Origin of the sequence: Streptomyces sp. NPDC001787 (assembly GCF_040297465.1) — a bacterium.
Classification (GTDB): Bacteria; Actinomycetota; Actinomycetes; order Streptomycetales; family Streptomycetaceae; genus Streptomyces.
In genome coordinates this window covers 31533-50619 of the sequence record NZ_JBEOZE010000047.1, presented here as the reverse complement: position 1 = coordinate 50619, position 19087 = coordinate 31533, and the positions used below count along the sequence as shown (strand labels likewise).

At 68.9% G+C, this 19087-nt stretch carries 19 protein-coding genes and 1 pseudogene; 9 read left to right on the top strand and 11 right to left on the bottom strand.

Annotation, left to right across the window (positions count from 1 at the left end; genetic code table 11):
• Together ABT170_RS38125 and ABT170_RS38120 are read left to right on the top strand one after the other, a co-directional pair.
• The coding region (locus ABT170_RS38125) for a tetratricopeptide repeat protein (RefSeq protein ID WP_351875409.1) at positions 1-1307 on the top strand (1307 nt) is incomplete at its 5' end.
• A 42-nt stretch (positions 1308-1349) separates the two neighbouring features.
• Positions 1350-1614: pseudogene (locus ABT170_RS38120) on the top strand (NF041680 family putative transposase); the annotation flags it as partial.
• Between the two features lie 1045 nt (positions 1615-2659).
• Here ABT170_RS38120 and ABT170_RS38110 read toward each other — a convergent pair.
• Complete coding sequence (locus ABT170_RS38110; protein WP_351875403.1) at positions 2660-2860, bottom strand: Rossmann-fold NAD(P)-binding domain-containing protein; 201 nt, start codon at positions 2858-2860, stop codon at positions 2660-2662.
• A gap of 291 nt (positions 2861-3151) precedes the next feature.
• Here ABT170_RS38110 and ABT170_RS38105 point away from each other — a divergent pair, with 291 nt between their 5' ends.
• Both ABT170_RS38105 and ABT170_RS38100 read left to right on the top strand, forming a co-directional pair.
• Positions 3152-4000, top strand: a complete 849-nt coding sequence (locus tag ABT170_RS38105) for a pentapeptide repeat-containing protein (protein WP_351875400.1) — start codon at positions 3152-3154, stop codon at positions 3998-4000.
• 260 nt (positions 4001-4260) lie between these two features.
• The gene (locus tag ABT170_RS38100) at positions 4261-4401 is read left to right on the top strand and encodes a hypothetical protein (protein WP_351875397.1); all 141 of its coding nucleotides are present in this window, start codon (positions 4261-4263) and stop codon (positions 4399-4401) included.
• A 417-nt stretch (positions 4402-4818) separates the two neighbouring features.
• Here ABT170_RS38100 and ABT170_RS38095 read toward each other — a convergent pair whose 3' ends face one another.
• From ABT170_RS38095 to ABT170_RS38080, 4 genes are all read right to left on the bottom strand, one after another.
• Positions 4819-5262, bottom strand: a complete 444-nt coding sequence (locus ABT170_RS38095) for a hypothetical protein (RefSeq protein WP_351875394.1) — start codon at positions 5260-5262, stop codon at positions 4819-4821.
• A gap of 374 nt (positions 5263-5636) precedes the next feature.
• Positions 5637-5951 carry a hypothetical protein gene (locus ABT170_RS38090; protein WP_351875391.1) on the bottom strand — a complete coding sequence of 105 codons (315 nt, stop codon included), beginning with the start codon at positions 5949-5951 and terminating at the stop codon, positions 5637-5639.
• A gap of 884 nt (positions 5952-6835) precedes the next feature.
• Positions 6836-7528: a hypothetical protein gene (locus tag ABT170_RS38085; RefSeq protein WP_351875388.1), complete on the bottom strand. Its 693-nt coding sequence runs from the start codon at positions 7526-7528 to the stop codon at positions 6836-6838.
• Positions 7525-8040 carry an RNA polymerase sigma factor gene (locus ABT170_RS38080; RefSeq protein ID WP_351875385.1) on the bottom strand — a complete coding sequence of 172 codons (516 nt, stop codon included), beginning with the start codon at positions 8038-8040 and terminating at the stop codon, positions 7525-7527. The genes ABT170_RS38085 and ABT170_RS38080 overlap by 4 nt, the downstream gene beginning before the upstream one ends.
• Before the next feature lie 554 nt (positions 8041-8594).
• Between ABT170_RS38080 and ABT170_RS38075 the strand changes: the two genes are divergently transcribed.
• From ABT170_RS38075 to ABT170_RS38060, 4 genes are all read left to right on the top strand, one after another.
• Positions 8595-9317, top strand: coding sequence for an HNH endonuclease family protein (locus ABT170_RS38075; RefSeq protein WP_351875382.1), 723 nt, complete (start codon positions 8595-8597; stop codon positions 9315-9317).
• A gap of 160 nt (positions 9318-9477) precedes the next feature.
• Positions 9478-10128 (top strand): HNH endonuclease family protein, encoded by a 651-nt coding sequence (locus ABT170_RS38070; protein WP_351875379.1) that lies wholly within the window; start codon positions 9478-9480, stop codon positions 10126-10128.
• A gap of 93 nt (positions 10129-10221) precedes the next feature.
• Entirely contained in the window at positions 10222-10821 is a 600-nt protein-coding gene (locus tag ABT170_RS38065; RefSeq protein ID WP_351875376.1) for a zinc metalloprotease, read from the top strand.
• A gap of 2 nt (positions 10822-10823) precedes the next feature.
• Positions 10824-11345 (top strand): hypothetical protein, encoded by a 522-nt coding sequence (locus tag ABT170_RS38060; protein ID WP_351875373.1) that lies wholly within the window; start codon positions 10824-10826, stop codon positions 11343-11345.
• A gap of 652 nt (positions 11346-11997) precedes the next feature.
• Here ABT170_RS38060 and ABT170_RS38055 read toward each other — a convergent pair.
• From ABT170_RS38055 to ABT170_RS38030, 6 genes are all read right to left on the bottom strand, one after another.
• Positions 11998-13116: a PP2C family protein-serine/threonine phosphatase gene (locus ABT170_RS38055; RefSeq protein WP_351875370.1), complete on the bottom strand. Its 1119-nt coding sequence runs from the start codon at positions 13114-13116 to the stop codon at positions 11998-12000.
• A 404-nt stretch (positions 13117-13520) separates the two neighbouring features.
• On the bottom strand, positions 13521-14483 hold the full coding sequence (gene ligD, locus ABT170_RS38050; protein ID WP_351875367.1) for a non-homologous end-joining DNA ligase: 963 nt from the start codon (positions 14481-14483) through the stop codon (positions 13521-13523).
• A 15-nt stretch (positions 14484-14498) separates the two neighbouring features.
• Positions 14499-15464 (bottom strand): non-homologous end joining protein Ku, encoded by a 966-nt coding sequence (gene ku / locus ABT170_RS38045; protein ID WP_351875364.1) that lies wholly within the window; start codon positions 15462-15464, stop codon positions 14499-14501.
• Between the two features lie 185 nt (positions 15465-15649).
• Positions 15650-15997, bottom strand: a complete 348-nt coding sequence (locus ABT170_RS38040; RefSeq protein ID WP_329940304.1) for a DUF6233 domain-containing protein — start codon at positions 15995-15997, stop codon at positions 15650-15652.
• 4 nt (positions 15998-16001) lie between these two features.
• Entirely contained in the window at positions 16002-16352 is a 351-nt protein-coding gene (locus tag ABT170_RS38035) for a DUF8825 domain-containing protein (RefSeq protein ID WP_351875361.1), read from the bottom strand.
• A gap of 82 nt (positions 16353-16434) precedes the next feature.
• Positions 16435-16623, bottom strand: a complete 189-nt coding sequence (locus tag ABT170_RS38030) for a hypothetical protein (RefSeq protein ID WP_351875358.1) — start codon at positions 16621-16623, stop codon at positions 16435-16437.
• A gap of 290 nt (positions 16624-16913) precedes the next feature.
• Here ABT170_RS38030 and ABT170_RS38025 point away from each other — a divergent pair.
• Positions 16914-19087, top strand: a 2174-nt coding sequence (locus ABT170_RS38025) for a tetratricopeptide repeat protein (RefSeq protein ID WP_351875355.1), incomplete at its 3' end; no start/stop codon positions are given.

Here is a 19087-nt window from a genome sequence, read left to right as displayed (position 1 = left end):
CCGGCCGGTACGACCAAGCCATCACCGACTTCACCGCCGCACTCGAACTCGACCCCACCTACACCTGGGCGCTCGCGTCTCGTGGAGAGGCACACCGGCAGGCCGGCCGGTACGACCAAGCCATCACCGACTTCACCGCCGCACTCGAACTCGACCCCACCTACACCTGGGCGCTCGCGTCTCGTGGAGAGGCACACGGGCAGGCCGGCCGGTACGACCAGGCCATCACCGACTTCACCGCCGCACTCGAACTCAACCCCACACTCGCCTGGGTACTCGGGTCTCGCGGAGAGGCACACCGGCAGGCCGGCCGGTACGACCAGGCCATCACCGACTTCACCGCCGCACTCGAACTCAACCCCACCTACGCCAGGGTACTCGCGTCTCGCGGAGAAACACACCGGCAGGCCGACCGGTACGACCAAGCCATCACAGACCTCACCGCCGCACTCGAACTCAACCCCACCTACGCCAGGGCGCTCGCGTCTCGCGGAGAAACACACCGGCAGGCCGACCGGTACGACCAAGCCATCACCGACTTCACCGCCGCACTCGAACTCAACCCCACCTACACCAGGGCGCTCGCGTCTCGCGGAGAAACACACCGGCAGGCCGGCCGGTACGACCAAGCCATCACCGACTTCACCGCCGCACTCGAACTCAACCCCACCTACACCTGGCTACTCGCGCTTCGCGGAGAAACACGCCGGCAGGCCGGCCGGTACGACCAAGCCATCACCGACTTCACCGCCGCACTCGAACTCAACCCCACCGATGACTGGGCACTCGCGCCTCGTGGAGAGGCACACCGGCAGGCCGGCCGGTACGACCAAGCCATCACCGACTTCACCGCCGCACTCGAACTCAACCCCACCGATGACTGGGCACTGTGCCTTCGCGGCCAAGCGCACCGGCAAGCGGGCCACTACGGCCAAGCCCGGGAGGATCTGGAACGTGCTGTCGAAGCCAATGTTGGGCATCGCGGTTACGCGTTCGAGAAGCTCATGCTTGACACAGTCGAGTTGGGGCTCGAAGGGTGTGCGGAGCAGTGGGATCAGTTGCTCGCCTCTCCGGTGAGTACGCCAGAAGGGGATGCCACCAGGTTCTTCGGGCTGTTCCGGGTGCTGCTTCTCGAACCGGAGAGCAGCGTGGTGGAAGCAACCCGATTGCTTCTCGCTGGTGGCCCGGACCACGATGCCACCGCAGACCTGTTGCGCTACCTGGATGAGCTCTCCGTTTTGGGTGACGAACTGGCCTGCCGTGCGCGGCAGTGCCGTCGGCTCATCGCGGAGCACACTCCGGGTTGATTCGAGGGAAAGGGGCCCTGTGCCAACGTCACGCTGCGCCCCGGCGCCACAGAAGCAGGTGTCGATGTCTGCTGGCAGTCGTTTCTCCGCCGTATCGGCATCGAGCACGGCCCTCGGTCGGGCCAGGCCCCGGCTCCGCAGCTCGGAAGCGGCCGATCGGCGGGCCTGGCTCGTGATCGGCGCCTGTGCCCAGATCCAGCTCGCCCGGCCGCTGGCCGCCGACCTTCGCAGGCCCTGGGAGAAGCCGACCGAGGCAAACAGGCTGACACCCGCCCGCATCCGCAGAGGGTTCAAGAACCCGCGCGCGGTGAAGGGGGCGGGCGGGCTGTCGGCGCCGTTCCGGTGGGGGGTTGCGGCGCTCGCCCAGTACCTCCAGAGGGAAGGGCACGAGCGGCCGGTCCCGAGGGAGCACGAGAACCTGTCGAGGTCGACGGCCAGAAGCACGTTGTGAAGCTCGGGGTGTTCATCAGCAACACCAAGAGCCGACGCGACAAGCTCGCCCCCGAGCAGCGCGAGACCCTCGTACAGGTTGGGGTGGAGTGGACGTGACACCGGCCGCGGCCGGTCGGTGAACTGGTGGAACGGCACTGCGCGGAGAGACCCCGGGCGTCATCGCCCGGGGTCTCGTGCTGTCGGCTCTCGTGTCCGGCAGAGGGCATGACGCATGGTCATAAGCGGTCGGGAAAAGACGTAACCCGGCATTCTCGATCATGGGCGATGGCGGGTTGAGGTCCGTGGTTACAGTCAGACCAACGCGGTCGCCCGTGTCTCCTCCGGTCCAGCTGGCCGGAGGGGAGATCCCCCTCCGGCTGTACGGGAGGAACGATGCACGGCAGCGATACGCCGGACTATGCCGCCTTGGCCTTCTACGTCAGCCTCATCGAGGTAGCGCTCGATGTACTGACCTGGCTCGGCGGATAGCCCGGCATACGCGCGAGGGTCGCTCCCGCAAGGGAGCGGCCCCTTCTCGTGCATTATGCGCACGCCTCATATTTAACGGCCCCGGCCTGACCAATAACAAGGAACCAGCTCATTGATATATGCCACTGGCATATGACGAACTGCTCAACGAGCAGCCGGGGTATCCAGCCGCTGCCTCGCCCCGGGCGCCATCGCCCGCGGTTCGCACTGTCGCGCCGCCATCATCACGGGGCGCCGTCCGGGGCGTCCGGGAGCTCCAGGCGGCCGAGCGCTTCCAGCAGGTGGGCGACGTGGCCGGGCTCCGGGGCGTCCCTCACCACTGCGGCCGCGGTGAGGATGTCCTGCCGGACATCCGGCGGTGCCTCCCGCCAGTAGGCCGCCAGCTAATCAAGGCGCGCGGTCACCCGGCTCCGGGACGGGATGCACAGCCATCAGATCTCCTCCGGCCGCAGGTCCCGGACCCAGCCCCACCGACCGGTGGCGTCGGGCTCGTAGAGGGACCGGCCGCCGGGATGGCGCCCGTAGTCGCTGATGATCGCGATCCAGGGATCCGGGTCGTCGGTGTCCACCGCCACCACCCAGCCGTCGAGCGGTCCGCCGTGCAACTCGACCTCGGTCGTCGCTTCGTCCACCACCTCACCGTACGAGGCAGACACCCCCGCAGGTGAGCAATCCAGCCAGAAGGCAGGTGCAGAGCGGGTCGGCAACCCTGGAGTGCCGCCGCTCCCGGAAACCCGCCACACCAGGGGTGTGCCGCACTGGGAACTCGGCTTGATAGAACCGAATCGCTGCGCCGGCGTGGGGTGTTGGGATCGAATACAGGTATGCCTCCCACGCCTGCCCGCCGCCCGCGGCTACGCCGTACCACCCGACTCACTGCCCGGACCGGCCCGGGCGCTGCCCCTGCTACTGCCCCGGAGGGTTTGGACTGGGCGCGGCGGATCGAGTTGTTCACGGTCGTGGTCGCCGCTGTGGTGGCGGTGGTGGGTCTCTGGTACTCGAACGTTCAGACCAGACAGGCCAATGAGCAGGCGCGGGATGACCGGGCGCTGGCCAAGGAGGGGCAGATCACCGACCGGTACACGGCGGCGGTGGGAAACCTCGGTGAGGACAAGATGGACGTGCGGCTGGGCGGTATCTACGCCCTGCAGCGGATCATGCAGGACTCCCACCGTGACCAGCCCACCATCGCCAACGTCCTCGCCACCTACATCCGCACCCACGCCGCCAAACCCCCGGCGAAAGGCCAGGACGTCGCGGCCGACGTCCAGGCCGCCTTCACCGTCCTCGCCGCCCGCGACACGACCCGGGACGGCACCTTCCTCCTTGACCTCCATGGCGCCAAGCTCCCCAACGTCACCCTCGTCCTCGGCGACTCCGAGGCAGCTCTGGACAAGGCAAACCTGAGCGGCGCGGACCTGAGCCGCGCGTACCTGCCCGACGCAAAACTGCGCGGCACGAGCCTGAGCGGCACGAACCTGCGCGACGCAAACCTGAGCGGCGCGGACCTGAGCCGCGCGTTCCTGCCCGACGCGAAACTGCGCGACGCGGACCTGCCCGACGCAAAAATGCGCGACGCATACCTGCGCGAAGCGGACCTGCGCGGCGCGGACCTGAGTGACGCAAACCTGCTCGGCGCGGACCTGTTCGGCGCGGACCTGAACGGCGCGGACCTAAGCGGCGCGGACCTGCGCGGCGCGGACATGGTAAAGGGGCAGACTGACTCATCCATTACTGACAGCGATACGCAGTTGCCTTGGGAGCCCCGGTAGCTCCTGGTGGCTTCCCGCCCGTGTTGCCAGCCATCAGCTGCCCTGGCGGCCCGTGGGTCCGGGAGGGCGATGTGCCCTGACCGTCCCGTCCCGGAGCCTCCGGGACGGCCGGGCGCCGCCCTCGGCGACCACCGCCCCCGGCACATCACACCAGTCACACCAGCCTCAACTCTGATGTCCTCCACCCGGATCCGCCGCCTTCGGGAACCGGGGGCGGTGTACGGAAGTACCGCACCACCTCACCCACCGGGAGGACCCGCGTGACCGAGATCGTGCACGACGGCCAGGACCACCACGAGGACTGCATGTACCCGACCTTCGCCGACCCGGAATCGTGCAGCTGCGCCGAACTCCTTCTGGACGAGGCGTGGCCCCAGGACAAGGACGAGAACGCCGCCTGACGGACGCTTGGGCGGCCCTGCGGCACCCGCAGGGCCAGCCCGGTGCCACCGCCCGGCCGTACGACGCCCACGGGACACGACACCGCGCCCCCACGCCCGGGTCTCTACTGTCGGCGCCGTGCTCCTGGCCGTGGCCGCCCTCTACCGGCCGGAGGAGAAGATCCCCGCGGTGACCCGCGCTGCCGGTGACGGTGCCGGCCGGCACCTCGGAGTGGGACCTTCATGAGGAGGTCATTGATGGTCCCCGCCCTGCGGGAGACCGCCTGATCCCAGAATACCGAGCCGCCGGCCGCCCACCCGGGCCCGCCCCGCGCATGCGTGATGCGGGGAGCGCATACGGGTCCGGATGGTGCGTCAGTCTCCATGCACCCGTGTGCGCAGGAACGCGTGCCGACCGGCGACGCCGCACTCCTGGTGTCAGTGCCTGTCATCCGCGAGGGCGGTGCGCACGAGCACGGCCTCGAACTCCCCGGCCACGGCCATCAGCCGCGCCGACTGCCCCGGGTCCGCAGCCGCCTCCCGGCCGGCGCAGAAGACCAGCTCCCGAGCGGCGCGCTCCAGGGCGGTGCGCAGGTCGGTGATGTGCCGGTCGCGGATCTCGTCGTCGGTCGCGGGGGCCGCGGTGGGGGTGGTGGCGGTCGCCGTCGCGGTGTACGGGGCGTCGCCGGTCGGCTGCTCCATCCACGGGCCGACGACCCGCCAGCCCCCTTCCTCCAGCACCCTGGCGGCGGCGTCGGGGTCGAACTCCTCATCTGCGCCGGTGCAGTAGCCGAGCGCCCCCTGGGTGGGGTGGTCCAGGAACACATGCCAGTCCGAGTCGTACTCCGCGCGGACGGGCAATTCAACGGATTCGTGCGTCATACGGGCAGCATAGAAACCGCCGGAACCACGGTTCACCGGATTCGCGATCCCTGTGACAACAGGTGGCACGGTCCGGTAGAGCGCCGCTACGTCGTGCTCCTGGTGCCTGCGGCTGTACGTCAACCCCTCGGAGGCGTACAGCCGCGCCCAGAGACGTACACGGCCACCCCGGCCGGGGACGCCGCCGCTGACCCGGTTCCTGACCTACCTCTCCCATGGCTTGGGACGGGGTTGCGCCAACGGGGGCCGGACAAGCCCATACGGAGCCTGTCCGGCAGCCCGCGCGGCTTACCCGGGACGTCGACGGGCTGGCGGGGCGCGGGGCGGGCGGCCGGTGACCGCGGGCCCGGCCCGGGGACATCCGGGGCCGGCGGTCACAGGCGTCGGGCCAGCGGCACGATGGCCACGAGGAGCATCCCGAGGGTGAACAGCGCCACCGCGACCGCCACGGCGAACGTCAGCGGGTCCAGCAGCCTCGGGTACGCATAAACGAGAAACCCGCCGAAGCCGCACACCAGGAAGAACACCAGCACGCAGAGCGCGGCCACGGTCACCACCAACCAGGGCGGGGCCGGGGCAGGAGCGGCCGGCGCGGGAGCGGAGGCAGGAGTCGGCGCGGCCGGGGCCGGGTCGGTCTGTGGCGGCACGGTCGGGGTGGTGGTCGGGGGCGTCTGCTGAACGGTCGTCACGGGGATCTCTCCTCGGGGTCGGCGGTGCACGGTAGATGCCGCTCGTGGAGCGGAGGGCGGGAGAATGGGCTCCGGCCGTTTGCGTCTCGGGGTGAGTCCCGGGGCGGTGGACAGCACAGTGCGATGCGGCGGGGTTAGCGGCGCAACCCCCGAACCGCACACTCAACGATTCCCCGAAATCCGATTCCATTCAATAGACCGCAGACCCCAACTCACCGCTCTGACCTGCGGATTCATCAAAAGCCATCTATTGAATGGACCCCGCGAAACTGATACAGGGCAAGCCCCGCAACCCTCGCCGGGAGTTCATGACCATCCGCACGACGTGCGATCCCGGGAGCCCAACACGGTCGCGCGGTCACGCGTACGGGAACCGGGTGGAGCAGCCGTCGTCCCGCCCGAATGTGTAGAGCGTTGGCACGTCGATGGGCAAGAAGAAGGGCTCGTCATCGTGGCGGCTCCTCTTCTGTCGATGTCCCCGTCGGGGACGTATCGGCGCCTTCTTTGACGGGGCACCAGAGGGCTTCGCGAACGATTGACACGGGACGCCGCCGGACAGCTGCTTGGCAGCACCATGCGGCGCGGAGGGGTTAGCCCCGCAACCCCCGCCGGAGCGTCGACATCGTCACGCGCCGGACACCCCGGTTCCCGGAGCCCGAAGCGGGCGTACGGAGCACGCGGTCACACGTACGCGTGCGAGGACCGCCCGGTGACCCACCACCACCACGTTCCGGGCACAGGACCCGCACGCGCACCCACCGCCGACAACTCGCAGTTGTCGCCCATCGTGCCTCCGTCGGTCTCGCCTCCGGACCGGTCCAGGGGTCAGCTGCGCAACCCTGCGCAGCCCTTCGCCTTCTCCGATCGGCGCATGGCTGGTGGTGTCAGTGGTGTCCGGCGAGTTCGTGGATGCCCTCGACGAGCCGGCTGTCGGGGCGGTAGACGAGACCGCCGTCGTCGTGTCTGACCGCGAGCCGCTCGACCTTCTCCTCCAGACACCGGGTGGACACCGCACGGTCGGCGCTGTGCCGGACGGTGTAGCCGACGAAGCTCTCCAGGCCGTCGAAGAACTCCTCGGTGGGATCCTTGAAGAGCGTGACCGCCTGGCGCTTCCAGAAGGCCGCCTCCCGGACCTCGCCGACACTCAGGTGGTACAGGTACAGGCAGTACGCGGCGCCGCTGTGACCGGCGCCGGCCGCGAGCTGCCACCAGAACAGGGCGCTCTCCGGGTGACGGGCCAGATAGAGCGTGGCACCGAACACGTGCACACCGTGGATGTCGAACTCGTCGATCCACCCGTCGAAGTCCGCAGGGGCGAGATCGGCGTCGATGTCGTCCCCGATGACCGCGGTCAGCTCCTCCACATGGGCGGCCGCACCAGCCTGGGTCACGACCCAGCGGGTGACGGCACCGAGCCTGCGGCGCGCCCGCGAACCGCACGGCTCGTCCGCGGGGGCCTGGACGTACCCGGCGTCCTGCGCCAGGCGCCGCAGACCGGCCGCGACATCGAAGTGCCGGCGCGGCTCCCGGTCGGAGATGTCGGCCTCGGCCAGGCGCTGTTCCCAGATGCTGCTCACTTCGCGTCCTCCTTCTTCATCCCGTACCGGCGGCGGTAGACGGGGGCGAGCCGCTCGCGGGCTTTGCGGCAGTGGTAGTCGACCGTGCTGGCGGTGACGCCGAGGTACCAGCTGATGTGCTTCGTGTCGTACTTCGCGATGTAGCGCAGGACGATCACGTCGAACTGGCTCTGCGTCAGCTTTCCGAGCGCCGGGTAGAGACCGATACCGCTGTCCATCTCGGCGAGCCGGTCACGGAAGTCACCGAGGAGCTCGTCGATCACGACCCGGCGCAGGATCGCCCAGGTCTGCTGCTGGAGATCGCTCTCGCCCAGCAGGCCGTCCCAGTGCCGCAGGATCTCCAGGAAGGCCCGGTGGACCGCATTCTCCGCCGCGTCGTTGGTCCGGAGGACGAACAACGCGTACTCGTGCCACGCCTCCTGGTTCATGAGGTAATGCGCCTGGAAGTCCAGTGGCAGTAGGGCCTCGGCCTCTGGACTGCAGCCGTCGTCCTCGCGGACGTCTTCGGACATGGGGCCTCTTCGCTGAGGAACGGGTGGTCGTGCCGGTGTGAGCCGGTGCCCTCACTCAACCGGCCGTATCCGCCGAACACGCATGCGCGCCCCCACGAATGTCACGCACAGAATCTTTCGCATAGCTAACAGTGATGACCTTTGGGTGCGCCGAACCCCGGTGACCTGCCAAAACCGACCCCCGCACTTGGCATGACGCGCTCACCACCCCACCCTCACGTGAGGGACGTCACAACCCGGACCCAGGACGCCACACCACCCGCGAACACGAACGAGTGAACACCCCCAATCCACCCTCCACGGAAAGCAATTGAGTGCATCAGCGCGCCGCGGCGAACCTGCATCCGGCACGCGTCTACGCCGACACCCGACAGTCCGGCACCCACCGGCCCGACGGACTCCGGAGAACCACACCGGTGACTGACCAGGCCCAGCGCCCGGACCTCAAGCCATCGCCAGGGGCACGGCCATCCCGGGTGACCGCCTGTCACACGATGCTCCCAACTGGGATCATGAGGGCTCATCAGCCTCCTGACCAGCCGCTGGAGTATCCCGTGACCGCACTCCGCCACGCCCTGATAGCCGCCCTCGCGCTGGCTTCCCTCGTCGCCTGCAATCCCAGTGCGGCCCAGCCCGACCCCACCAGCACCGACCGGAAAACCCCAGCCGCCTCCGGCTCGGCCGCCCCCGGCGCACCGGCCGGCGGCAGCGGCCTGAGCCTCAAGGAGGCCATCGCCCTCATCCCCGCGGGCGACGAGGTCCGTGACGGGTACGAGCGGGACAGCTTCAAGCACTGGGTGGACGAGGACTCCGATGGCTGCTCGACCCGCAGCGAAGTGCTCCTGGCCGAAGCGGTCGTGAAGCCGGAGCAGGGGGCACGGTGCGCGCTGACCGGAGGTGAATGGCTGTCCTACTACGACGAGGTGACCGTCACCGCGGCCAGCAAGCTCGACATCGACCACATGGTCCCGCTCGCCGAGGCCTGGGATTCCGGGGCCTCGGGGTGGGACGCCGGCCGGCGGATGCGGTACGCCAACGACCTCGGTGCCGAGCGCTCGCTGGTCGCGGTCACCGCGAAGACCAACCGGTCCAAGAGCGACAAGGACCCCGCCCAGTGGCTCCCGCCGGCCGCTTCCGCACAGTGCACCTACGGCGCCGACTGGACCGCCACCAAGCTCCGCTGGAAGCTCACCGCCGACGACAAGGAACGCACCGCTCTGGAGGCCCTGGCCGCCGACTGCCCGGACACCGTCGTGAAGTACGAGGCCGCGCCATAGGCGCGCGGTTGTCCGCCACTTCCGAGCCCACGAAACCCCATGTGTGTCGGACAGTATGCGGATGAGCACCGGTGGGCGGGTGGTATGACTTGCCACTCCCGCGGGTGACACTGCGCCGGTTCGCCATCACGGGCGCACAGGCCGGCGGTACCAAAGCAGCATGATCACGAAAACCCTGCGCGCCCTGGCCTGTGCCTCCCTCGCCGTCCTGCCCCTGGCCGGTGCCGCACCCGCCCACGCGGAGACCGTCACGCTCACGGGCGGGATCAAGGCCCTTCCCCTGGCCGCGGAGTCCCGCGAGGGATACCAGCGCACCGCGTTCAGGCACTGGATCGACGAGGACCACGACTCCTGCAGCACTCGCGCCGAGGTCCTGATCGCCGAGTCCCGTGTCCCCGCCACGATCGAGCCCGGCTGCAAGGTCACCGCGGGCAGCTGGTTCTCCTACTACGACCAGCTGACCGTGACCGAGCCCGGTGCTCTGGACATCGACCACATGGTCCCGCTCGCCGAGGCCTGGGATTCGGGCGCCTCGCAATGGACAGCCGCCCGCCGCCAGGCCTACGCCAACGACCTCGGGAGCGAGCGCTCCCTCGTCGCCGTCACCGCCAGGACCAACCGGTCCAAGGCCGACCAGGACCCCGCCACCTGGCTGCCCCCGGCCGCCGACTCCCACTGCACCTACGCCGCCGACTGGGTCGCCACCAAACTCCGCTGGCAGCTCACCGTCGACCAGGAAGAAGCCGCGGCCCTCAACGAAGTCGCCGCCACCTGCGGCCCCACCCCCCTCGACTACGAAGTCGCCCCGTAACCGGCCCGACCGCCCCCGGTGGACGTGGAGAGCGCGATACGCGTGGGTATCCGGCGGTGCCGGGATGATGTCGGTGATGGTGTTGTGCACCCGGTGAAGGGGAACCGACGGCCTGGGGCGGGGTGTCTGCCGTGGGCGGCGACACTCATCTGCCTGGTTCTCGCGACAACGGTCAACCACGCGGTCGCCTCCCCGCGAGCGGCGGCCCGGCCGGCGAAGTGCACCGGTGGGAAATCGGACTCGCGCGGGCATTCGTCGGTCGACGGGTCAGAGATCGCGTGGGAGGACGAGACCCGCTACGACGACGCCCGGAAGTACGCCGTGAAGGTGTGGTCCGACGGGCTCGACCGGGTGACGTTCCCGCAGGACGACGCGGTACGGGTCGCGGACCTGGAATGGGCGGACACCAACGAGACCGCGGGCGCGTGGTTCAACGTCGGGGCCGCGTGGAGCCCCGGCCCCGGCACCGACTGGATCCGCATGAACAGCGCCTACCTCGGCAAAGGCAAACCACTCGGCACAACCATGGGGCGACGCCGGGTCGCAGCCCATGAGCTCGGACACGCTCTCGGGTTCTGCCACAAAGCGGTGTCCGGACCGGCGTCACTGATGAAGAGGCGCCTTGCCGATCAGCCGCCAAACGGCCGCCCGACCCGAACCGACCGCAAGAACTACCGCGCACTGTGGGGCTGACCGTGAAGAAGACCATGATCGTTGCCGTCACCGGGGCGGCTCTGGCGGTGATCACCGCCACCGCCTGGACCGCCTACACCTACCTCACCCCGCGACCGGCCTCGTTCGAGGCGGTGACACTCCACAACCCGGACGACGACCAGGAGGTCGCCACCGCGGCCCGCGACGTCTTCCGCGCCACCGTCCAACGCCACACCGGAACCAGAACCATCCAGAACGTGCCGTCCGATCTCTACGAAGTCCGCATCACCCACACCTACAAGGGCAACCTCAACGGCACCGTCACCGTCACCCAGACCACCGACGAACCCGCCCTGCTCCCCGGCCACACCTACGTCGTGCCGACCGTCCCGTGGAACAACCCAGAAGGCGAGCACGCCGTCCTCGCCGAAACCCTCCCCCGCCCCGCCGACGACCCCGACGCACCGGCCACCACCCTCACCGGCACCCCCCACGGCACCATCGACGAACACTGGACATGGGCCGCCACCCACCCCTCCCCCGGCATCAACACCTACCCCTGACACCCACCCGATCGATCCCGCACACCCGCTCCGCACCCGCCTCCGCCTCGGCGAGCCGGCCGCGGAACCCGGCCTCGTCCCGGTGCCGAGCTTCCCGGCTTCCGCACGTAGTGCAGCAGCCCTCTCCAGCCACATACGCTCGTCGTCAATGCGAGGCCCAGCAGCTGCACCGGCGGGACTCGGTTCCCCAGCCCTGCGGCGAGCGACCCACGGAGGCACCGGTGCGGGCACCGTCGTGGTCCCTGCCGCACGGCCTCGGTGAAGGAGGCACGGTGATGCCGAATCATCGACGGCGCACACTTCATGCGCCTCTCCTTCAGAGAAGGAAAGGCCGTCAACGACCGCCCCGGACCGACGGCCGCAGGCGGACGGCGACACCTTCGAGCTGGTCAACCGCGCGAGCGGGACACTGCCTGGCAGTCCTCCTCAGGCGTGGCCTGCTGATGCCACCCCCGGCAGGCACTGTACTGCTGTCTCCGGACGAGCCGCCGGCTGCGCCTTTGGTGGGGTCCGTGCCGGCCCCGCCGCCGTTCGACGAGCTGCCCGGCCGCCCGCGGAGCCGCCGCGGCCTCTCTCGTGTCCAGGCCCGCGCCCGTGCCGAAGCGTCCTCAGCAGTACGCCCGGCGCACCGGGTGTCGCCCGGTTGCTGAGTTCAGTGGCCTGGGTGCGGGGGCGATCCACTGGGCTGGTGCCGGTGGTGACCAAGTGGATGGGGCGGGAGGTGCGGCCGGTGGGACGGGGTGCGTTCGATGATCAGGAGGGCGGCGTCGTCGGCGGGGTGGCCGCCGATGTGGGTGAGCAGATCGCGGTGGATGTGGTGCAGCAGAGCGTAGGGGCTGCTGGTGGGGAAGGAGGCGATTCGTTCGGCGAGCGGGTAGAACGCTCCGGACGGCGAGCGGGCTTCGATGACTCCGTCGGTGTAGAGGACGAGCATGTCACCGCATGTGAGGGTGAACGGGTCGATGCGATCGTCCTCGATCGTCCGTTCGCACACGCCCAGAGGGGGCAGTGGCTGTCGGGCATGCAGCACTGTGACTTGCTGATCGTGCACCAGCAGAGGCGGAGGATGCCCGCAGTTGATCATCTCGGCGGCCGACGGTGCGTCGTCGGGGATCTCCAGGACGAGGCAGGTGATGAAGTGCTCGCCGGGGTCGTGCTTGGTGTCCGCCACGTCCTCCAGGTTCCGGGAGACGCTGTCTTCGAGGGCGGTCACCAGCTCGGGGAGGGCCGCATACCGGTGAGCGCCCTCACGGAACGCCCCCAGCACCAGCGAGGCCTCACCGATGGCGGCCAGCCCGTTGCCCCGTACATCGCCGATGACCACCCGGGTCGCGGGATGCGCGGCGCGGGCGAACGCAAACAGATCGCCACCGATCTCGGCCTCGTCCTGCGCGGACATATACAGCCATGCCACCTGCAACGGCCCGATCCGGCGTGGCGGAGGCCGAAGCAGAACCCGCTGAGCAGTCTCCGCCACGGAGCGTGCCCGGCTCAGCGCCCGGTCGCGCCGCTCCCGCACGAACCGCATGAAGACCACCAGGGCGGAGAGCGCGCTCAGCGCGATGATCTGCGCCACGCGGTTGGGCGTGGTCAGTCCGCCGAGGAAGGCGGCGATGAACACTTGGGCCGCCACTGCCAGTACCCCGGCGAGAGCGGTGAGCCGTGTCCCGGCAAGAGAGGCGGTCAGCGCGGGTGCGATGACCAGCAGTGGGCCGAGCTGCACATCATGCCCGGTGTAGATGTCCAGCACGGTGATCGTCACGATCAGCACGAACGGGATCGCTACCAGACCACGGCCTGATGGCGGCTCCAGAAGGTGATCCCACGAACGCCGCACACCCATATCCCCTAATGCTCCTCCGATGGCGCACCCTCGGCCAGCCGACGAGACGGGTACATCCGCCTTCGGGACCTGCTCATCCAAAGGGAGGGCTGGCCCTGGGCCGACCACGGCGCCCTTTCGGGCAGCTGCTCCTGGACGCCTTGACCCTCTTGTAGTGGTTGGCCCCGCGGAACGTGCGACGGACCCGCGGGGCACACGGGCACCGTCCTGTCAGGGGCACCCACACCGACCGTACGGACGACATGCCTTGAACGCCCGTTGGGCTCACCCGGCCGGGCACTCCTCCGACTCCGGTCTGCCCTCCCCGCGCTGCGCGGTGTCGCCGCTCCGGTTCAGGTGATGTCGTCGGGGGCGAGGTCGGGGCGCAGGCGGTGCCAGGAGGGTTGGCGCAGGCGTCCGGCGCGGGTGCGGGTCGTGTAGCGGATTTCGGCGACGAGGCGCGGTTGTACCCATCGGGCTCCGGTGACCGGTGGGGTGTCGGTGAACGGGCAGGTGTCGGTGGCGGCGGTGGCGAGGAGTTGGGCGAGGGTGGTGCGTTCGGTGTCGTTCCATCCGGTGCCGACGCTGCCGACGTAGCGCAGGGTTCCGTCCGGGTCGCGTTGGCCCATCAGGAGGGCGCCGGGGAGTCCGGTGAGGTGGCCGCGGGCGGGGACCCAGCCGCCGACGATGACGTCGGCGGTTCGGACGTTTCTGATTTTGATCCAGGCGCGGGAGCGCACTCCGGGTGCGTAGGGGGAGGTCAGGCGCTTCGCGATCAGTCCTTCCAGTCCCGCTTTCCGGGTCATGTCGAGGGCTTGGGTGCCGTGTCCGGTGATGGCCGCGGGTGTCGACCAGGCCGGTCCCGCAAGACGGAGGGCTGTGAGTGCTTCGCGGCGTTCGGTGTACGGGGCCCGGGTGAGGCTTGTGCCGTCGAGGAACATGACGTCGAAGAGCATCAGGTGGGCGGGTACGGTGCGGGCCATACGGGCGGCCTTCGCGGGTGCCCCGGCCAGTCCCATCCGCGCCTGCAGGCGTTCGAAGTCACTGCGGCCCGCCTCGTCCAGGGCGACGATCTCCCCGTCCAGAACCGCCGGCCTCCCGCCCAGCACCCGGCCGAGCGCGGCGAGTTCGGGGTAGGCGGGGGTGATGTCGGCACCGGAACGGGCCCGCAGCAGCACCGTCCCGTCACCGGGCAGGTAGGCGATCACGCGCTGGCCGTCCTGTTTCACCTCGTAGGCGTACCGGGCGTCCGAGGCCGGTGGTGGCAGGCGGCCCGGGGTGGCGAGCATGGGGTCGATCCGGGGCAGGACGCTCATGACATCAGGGGCGGATCAGGAGGCGCTGCGCTTCTTCGCCGTCGTCTTCCTGGCGGCGCTGGTCTTCTTCCCCGCGGCCGTCTTCTTCCGGGTGGAGGCCTTCTTGCTGGTGGTCTTCTTCGTCGGGGCGGCCTTCTTCGCCGTGGTCTTCTTGCGGGGCCGCATCTCGTGCACGGTGGCGTGCTCGTCGCTGTCCTCGCCACGGCCCTCCTTCGCCGCCTTCACGCTCGCGTTCAGCGCGGCCATCAGGTCCACGACCGTCCCCGACTCCCCCGCCCCGGCCTCGGCCGGCACGGGGAGCTCCTCGCCCTCGGCCTTCGCGGCGATGAGCTCTTCCAGGGCGTCGCGGTACTCGTCCCTGAACCCCGAGATGTCGTCGACGGTCATGGTGTCGGCGAGCTGGACCGCCTGCTCGATCTCGCTCTCCCCCAGCTCCACGGGCGTCGGGGTGAGGGACTCGGGGCTGCGGATCTCGTCGGGCCACCGCATCGCGTGCAGCATGATCGCACCCGACTGCACACGCAGCAGCCCCAGCCTTTCGCGGTTGTGCCAGGCGAATTTCGCGACCGCGACCCGGTCCGAGCGCTCCAGCGCCCTGCGGAGCAGCGCGTACGGTTTCGCGGCGACCTGTCCGTCGATCGCCAAATAGTAGGAGTCGCTGATGCGGATCGGGTCGATGCTGTCGGCGTCGACGAACGCGACGATCTCGATCGCCTTCGCCGTAGGCAGCGGCATCTGGTCGAGTTCCTCGTCGGTCACCGGGACCGTCTGGTCCTTGGTGAGCTCGTAGCCCTTGCCGATCTCTTCCTGCGGCACGACCTCACCGTCGATGTCGCAGATCTTCCGGGTCCGGACGCGCCCCATGTCCTCCAGGTGCACCTGGTGGAAGTGGATCACACGGTCCTCGGTCGCACTGACGACCTTGATCGGGATCGTGACCAGGCCAAAAGAAATGGCACCGGTCCACAAGGGTCGCGGCATCGGGTTCCTCCAGGCCCCCCCTGACGGGTCGGGTCGGGAAGCGGGCCGGAGCGCCGGAAGGGAGAGCCGGCCCCCAGGGGCCGGACGCGCGCCGGGCCGCTGCCCGTACTACCGATCCTCACGCCGCAACCTGTCCCCCGCACCCGCACAGTCCGGGTGCCGGCGCGCCTGTCACCCGACGCGGGCTACAGCATCCCGAGTGCGGTGTCGGGCCGGCAGTGGGTACACGCCCGGACCCCGTCCGCGAGCGCCCCCAGTGCCTGCTCCCGGCTGATCACCTTCAGCCGCTTCCCCGCCGCATAACACCCACCGACATGGATCTCCATCGCTGGAGCACCGACACCGATGCCGTGCTCCATCACCCAGTCGGGTGTGGGCGGGCGCACCCGCTCACCCTGGAGCCGTTCCTGCTCGCGCCGCTCGGCCACCGCGATGGCCTCATCGATCCGGGCGACCCACATGGCGTGCCAGGTCCGCAGCGTGTAGAGCCGCGGCAGGTCGGCCGGGAGAACGGGCACGCCGCCGTCGGACATACGGCTACGCCGCCTTCTCCTCGACCGGCTCGTGGGCGTGCCGCAGCGCCGTCCTGGCCTTCACGAGGTCCGGCCCGCTCAGCGTCTCCCAGAACGGGTGCGTCATCACGGTGGTGCTCAGCTCCAGCAGACGGCGCCGGTACACGGCCAGCCGCTCCGCCTGCTCGTCGGTGTAGCCGGGGCTCGCCTCTTTCGACGGCCGGTAGCCGCTGTGGACCTGCTTCTCCGCCTCCCACCCGTCCATCGGCTCGGCCGACCACGGCAGCGTGCGCGCGTAGGCCTCGCACTCGGCGCGGGTCTGGTGGAGGGCGAGCTGGGCGTCGCGGAGGTCCTGGGGGAAGGTGTACTGGGGCACCCTTCAATAGTACGACTGTTCGAATACCGGATACCAATGACCACGCCGACCGGACCGGAGCATCACCCCCGAGACCGGCACGTCAGCGGATACGCGTGACGGTCAGAACGCCGTGGCGGCCCACCCCGGCGAGGACCTCGACCACGAGAGCCGTGTCCAGGCCGGTGTAAGCCTCCCCTTCGGCCACACCCCCACCGGCCTCTCCCGCTCCGGCGAGCTCCCGGCCGATCCGCGCGGCCAGCCCCGCCGCAAGACCAGCCGACAGCCTCACCCCACCCTCCCCTACCGGAACCAGGGCCAGACGCCGGGGCCGGGCCCGCAGGCCGGTGAACCCCACGATCCCCAGCGACCGAAGCGACTCGTACCAGTCCGGCCGGCACCCGGCGCATGACCACCGACACGGTCACCCGGATCGCCCAGTTGCTCGCCCCGGCCGACCACGGGCTGGCTCTGTACGGACTAATCGGTCTCTCAGATCGGCAGAACGTCATGAGCTTTGGCTTGAGGCTGCGCGGGAGTAGTACGAGAAGGCATCATGCTCGCATTCAGGGGGTGGTCCAGGTGTCTGGCAACAAGCCGTCAAGGCAGGAACTGAACCGGCGGCGGCGTCAAAGTAGTTTCGTCGGCAGAACCAACGAGCTAGGGGTGTTTCGGGAGAATCTGGGGCGAGATCCGGAAGACGAGGCGTTTCAGTATCTGTTCCATGTCCGCGGTCAGGCTGGGGTGGGCAAGACTTCGCTGCTGCGACAGTGGGAGGTCGCAGCGCGTGACTCTCAGGCGGTGACCGCCTACATCGATGACGATGTGCACGGTGCCATCGAGGCGATGGAGGCGATCAGCACCCAGTTCGCACGGCAGGGTACCGAACTGAGGCAGTTCGAAAAGCAGTTGGCCACCTATCGGCAGCGGCGCCATGAAGCAGAGACTCACACCGCTGAGGTGCCCGCTTCGGGAGAGGACACAACGGGTGCATCGCAGCCGGTGGCCGCCTCTGTGTCCAGCACAGTAATAGCTCAGGCTGGGCTGGTCGGACTGGGCATGCTGCCGGGGATAGGGGCGATCGCTGGTGCGATGGACCCGCAGCAGCTGGCCCGGACAGCCGACCGGGCCCGTGCGGCGCTCAGCACGCGTATGCGGACCCCTGAGGATGTCCAACTGGTGCTGTCCCCGTTGCGGAAACTGACCCCTGTATTCCTGGAGGATCTAGCCTCAATGGCCAAGCGCCAGCCCTTGCTGGTGCTGTTCTTCGATGTCCTCGAACGTATCGGCCCGGTACTGAACCAGTGGCTGGGCGATGTCATGGTCGGCGAGGAATACGGAGAGCTTCCCAGCAACGTTGTGGCCGTACTGTCCGGTCAAGGTCTGCTCGATGCCAGTTGCTGGGGTGATCATCTGGACCTGGTGACTGAGGTACCGCTGGAGGTGTTCACCCAGGACGAAGCACGTCGGCTGCTGGTCGCCCGTGGCATCACCGACCAGAGCGTCACAGACGTCATCCTAAATCTGAGTGGCCGTCTACCAGTCTTGGTCGACCTACTCGCCCAAGCACGCCCCCACACAATCGGCGAGGTGGGCGACCCCTCCGGGACTGCCGTCGAGCGCTTCCTGAAGTGGGAGAACGACCCCCACCACCGCGCGGCAGCTTTGGCCTGTGCCCTTCCGCTACAACTCGACGAAGACCTTTTCCGCACCATCGTGCCCGAACCTGCGGCGACCGAATACGCCTGGCTGCGCGGCCTCCCGTTCGTCACCGACCATGCCGGCCGCTGCCGCTACCACGACGTCGTGCGTACTCCGATGCTGCGCTTGCAACGCACCCAGTCCCTCACCCGCTGGCAGCAACAACACACCCTGATCGCAGACACCTACCAGCAGCGCCGCCAAGCTCTGGAAGACGGCATTCCTACCAACGAACTCTGGGACGACACCGCCTGGCGCGAGCATCGGCTTAACGAGACCTACCATCGCCTATGCGCTGCACCTCACCGTGCGCTCAATGAAGCCCTCCAGCAGGTGTTACACGCCTGCATTGAAGGAGCCGGGGTCCTGCATCGCTGGGGTCAGACACTTGCTCAAGCCGGGCGAGACGCCGATGCCCCCTCCCTCACCTTGTGGGCAACCCGGGTACAAATCTCGGTCACCGAAACTGGTGACGACACTGGGCTCGTCGCGGCCGTGACGCAACTGATGAACGCCCCAGAACTCACCGCCATCAACCGCGCCCTGGCCTATGCAATCCGTGGTCGCGAGCACCGCAACGCAAAGCGCTTCGAGCAAGCCATCACTGACTACAACCACGCCCTCGCGCACAACCCGCACCTCGAACGCGCTCTCTATGGACGTGGTCGCACCCACCACCTCATGGGCCTTCACGACGAGGCTCTCACCGACTTCAACCGCGCCATCGAACTCGACAACACCGACATCTTGACGGTCACCCACCGCGGCATCACCCATCAATCAATGGGCCTTCACGACAAGGCTCTCACCGACTTCAACCGCGCCATCGAACTCGACAACACCTACGCCTGGGCCATCACTCTTCGCGGCATCACCCATCAACAAATGGGCCTCTACGACGAGGCTCTCACCGACTTCAACCACGCCCTGGAACTCGACAACACCGACACCTTGACCACTACCCAACGCGGCATCACACGCCGACTCATGGGCCTCTACGACGAGGCTCTCACCGACTTCAACCACGCCCTGGAACTCGACAACACCGACACCTG

Excerpts from the sequence above, each read along its gene's own strand:
- ABT170_RS38095 (WP_351875394.1), bottom strand. The coding sequence starts at position 5,262 with ATGACGCACGAATCCGTTGAATTGCCCGTCCGCGCGGAGTACGACTCG.
- ABT170_RS38080 (WP_351875385.1), bottom strand. The coding sequence starts at position 8,040 with ATGTCCGAAGACGTCCGCGAGGACGACGGCTGCAGTCCAGAGGCCGAG.
- ABT170_RS38070 (WP_351875379.1), top strand. The coding sequence starts at position 9,478 with ATGATCACGAAAACCCTGCGCGCCCTGGCCTGTGCCTCCCTCGCCGTC.
- ligD (WP_351875367.1), bottom strand. The coding sequence starts at position 14,483 with ATGAGCGTCCTGCCCCGGATCGACCCCATGCTCGCCACCCCGGGCCGC.
- ku (WP_351875364.1), bottom strand. The coding sequence starts at position 15,464 with ATGCCGCGACCCTTGTGGACCGGTGCCATTTCTTTTGGCCTGGTCACG.
- ABT170_RS38040 (WP_329940304.1), bottom strand. The coding sequence starts at position 15,997 with ATGTCCGACGGCGGCGTGCCCGTTCTCCCGGCCGACCTGCCGCGGCTC.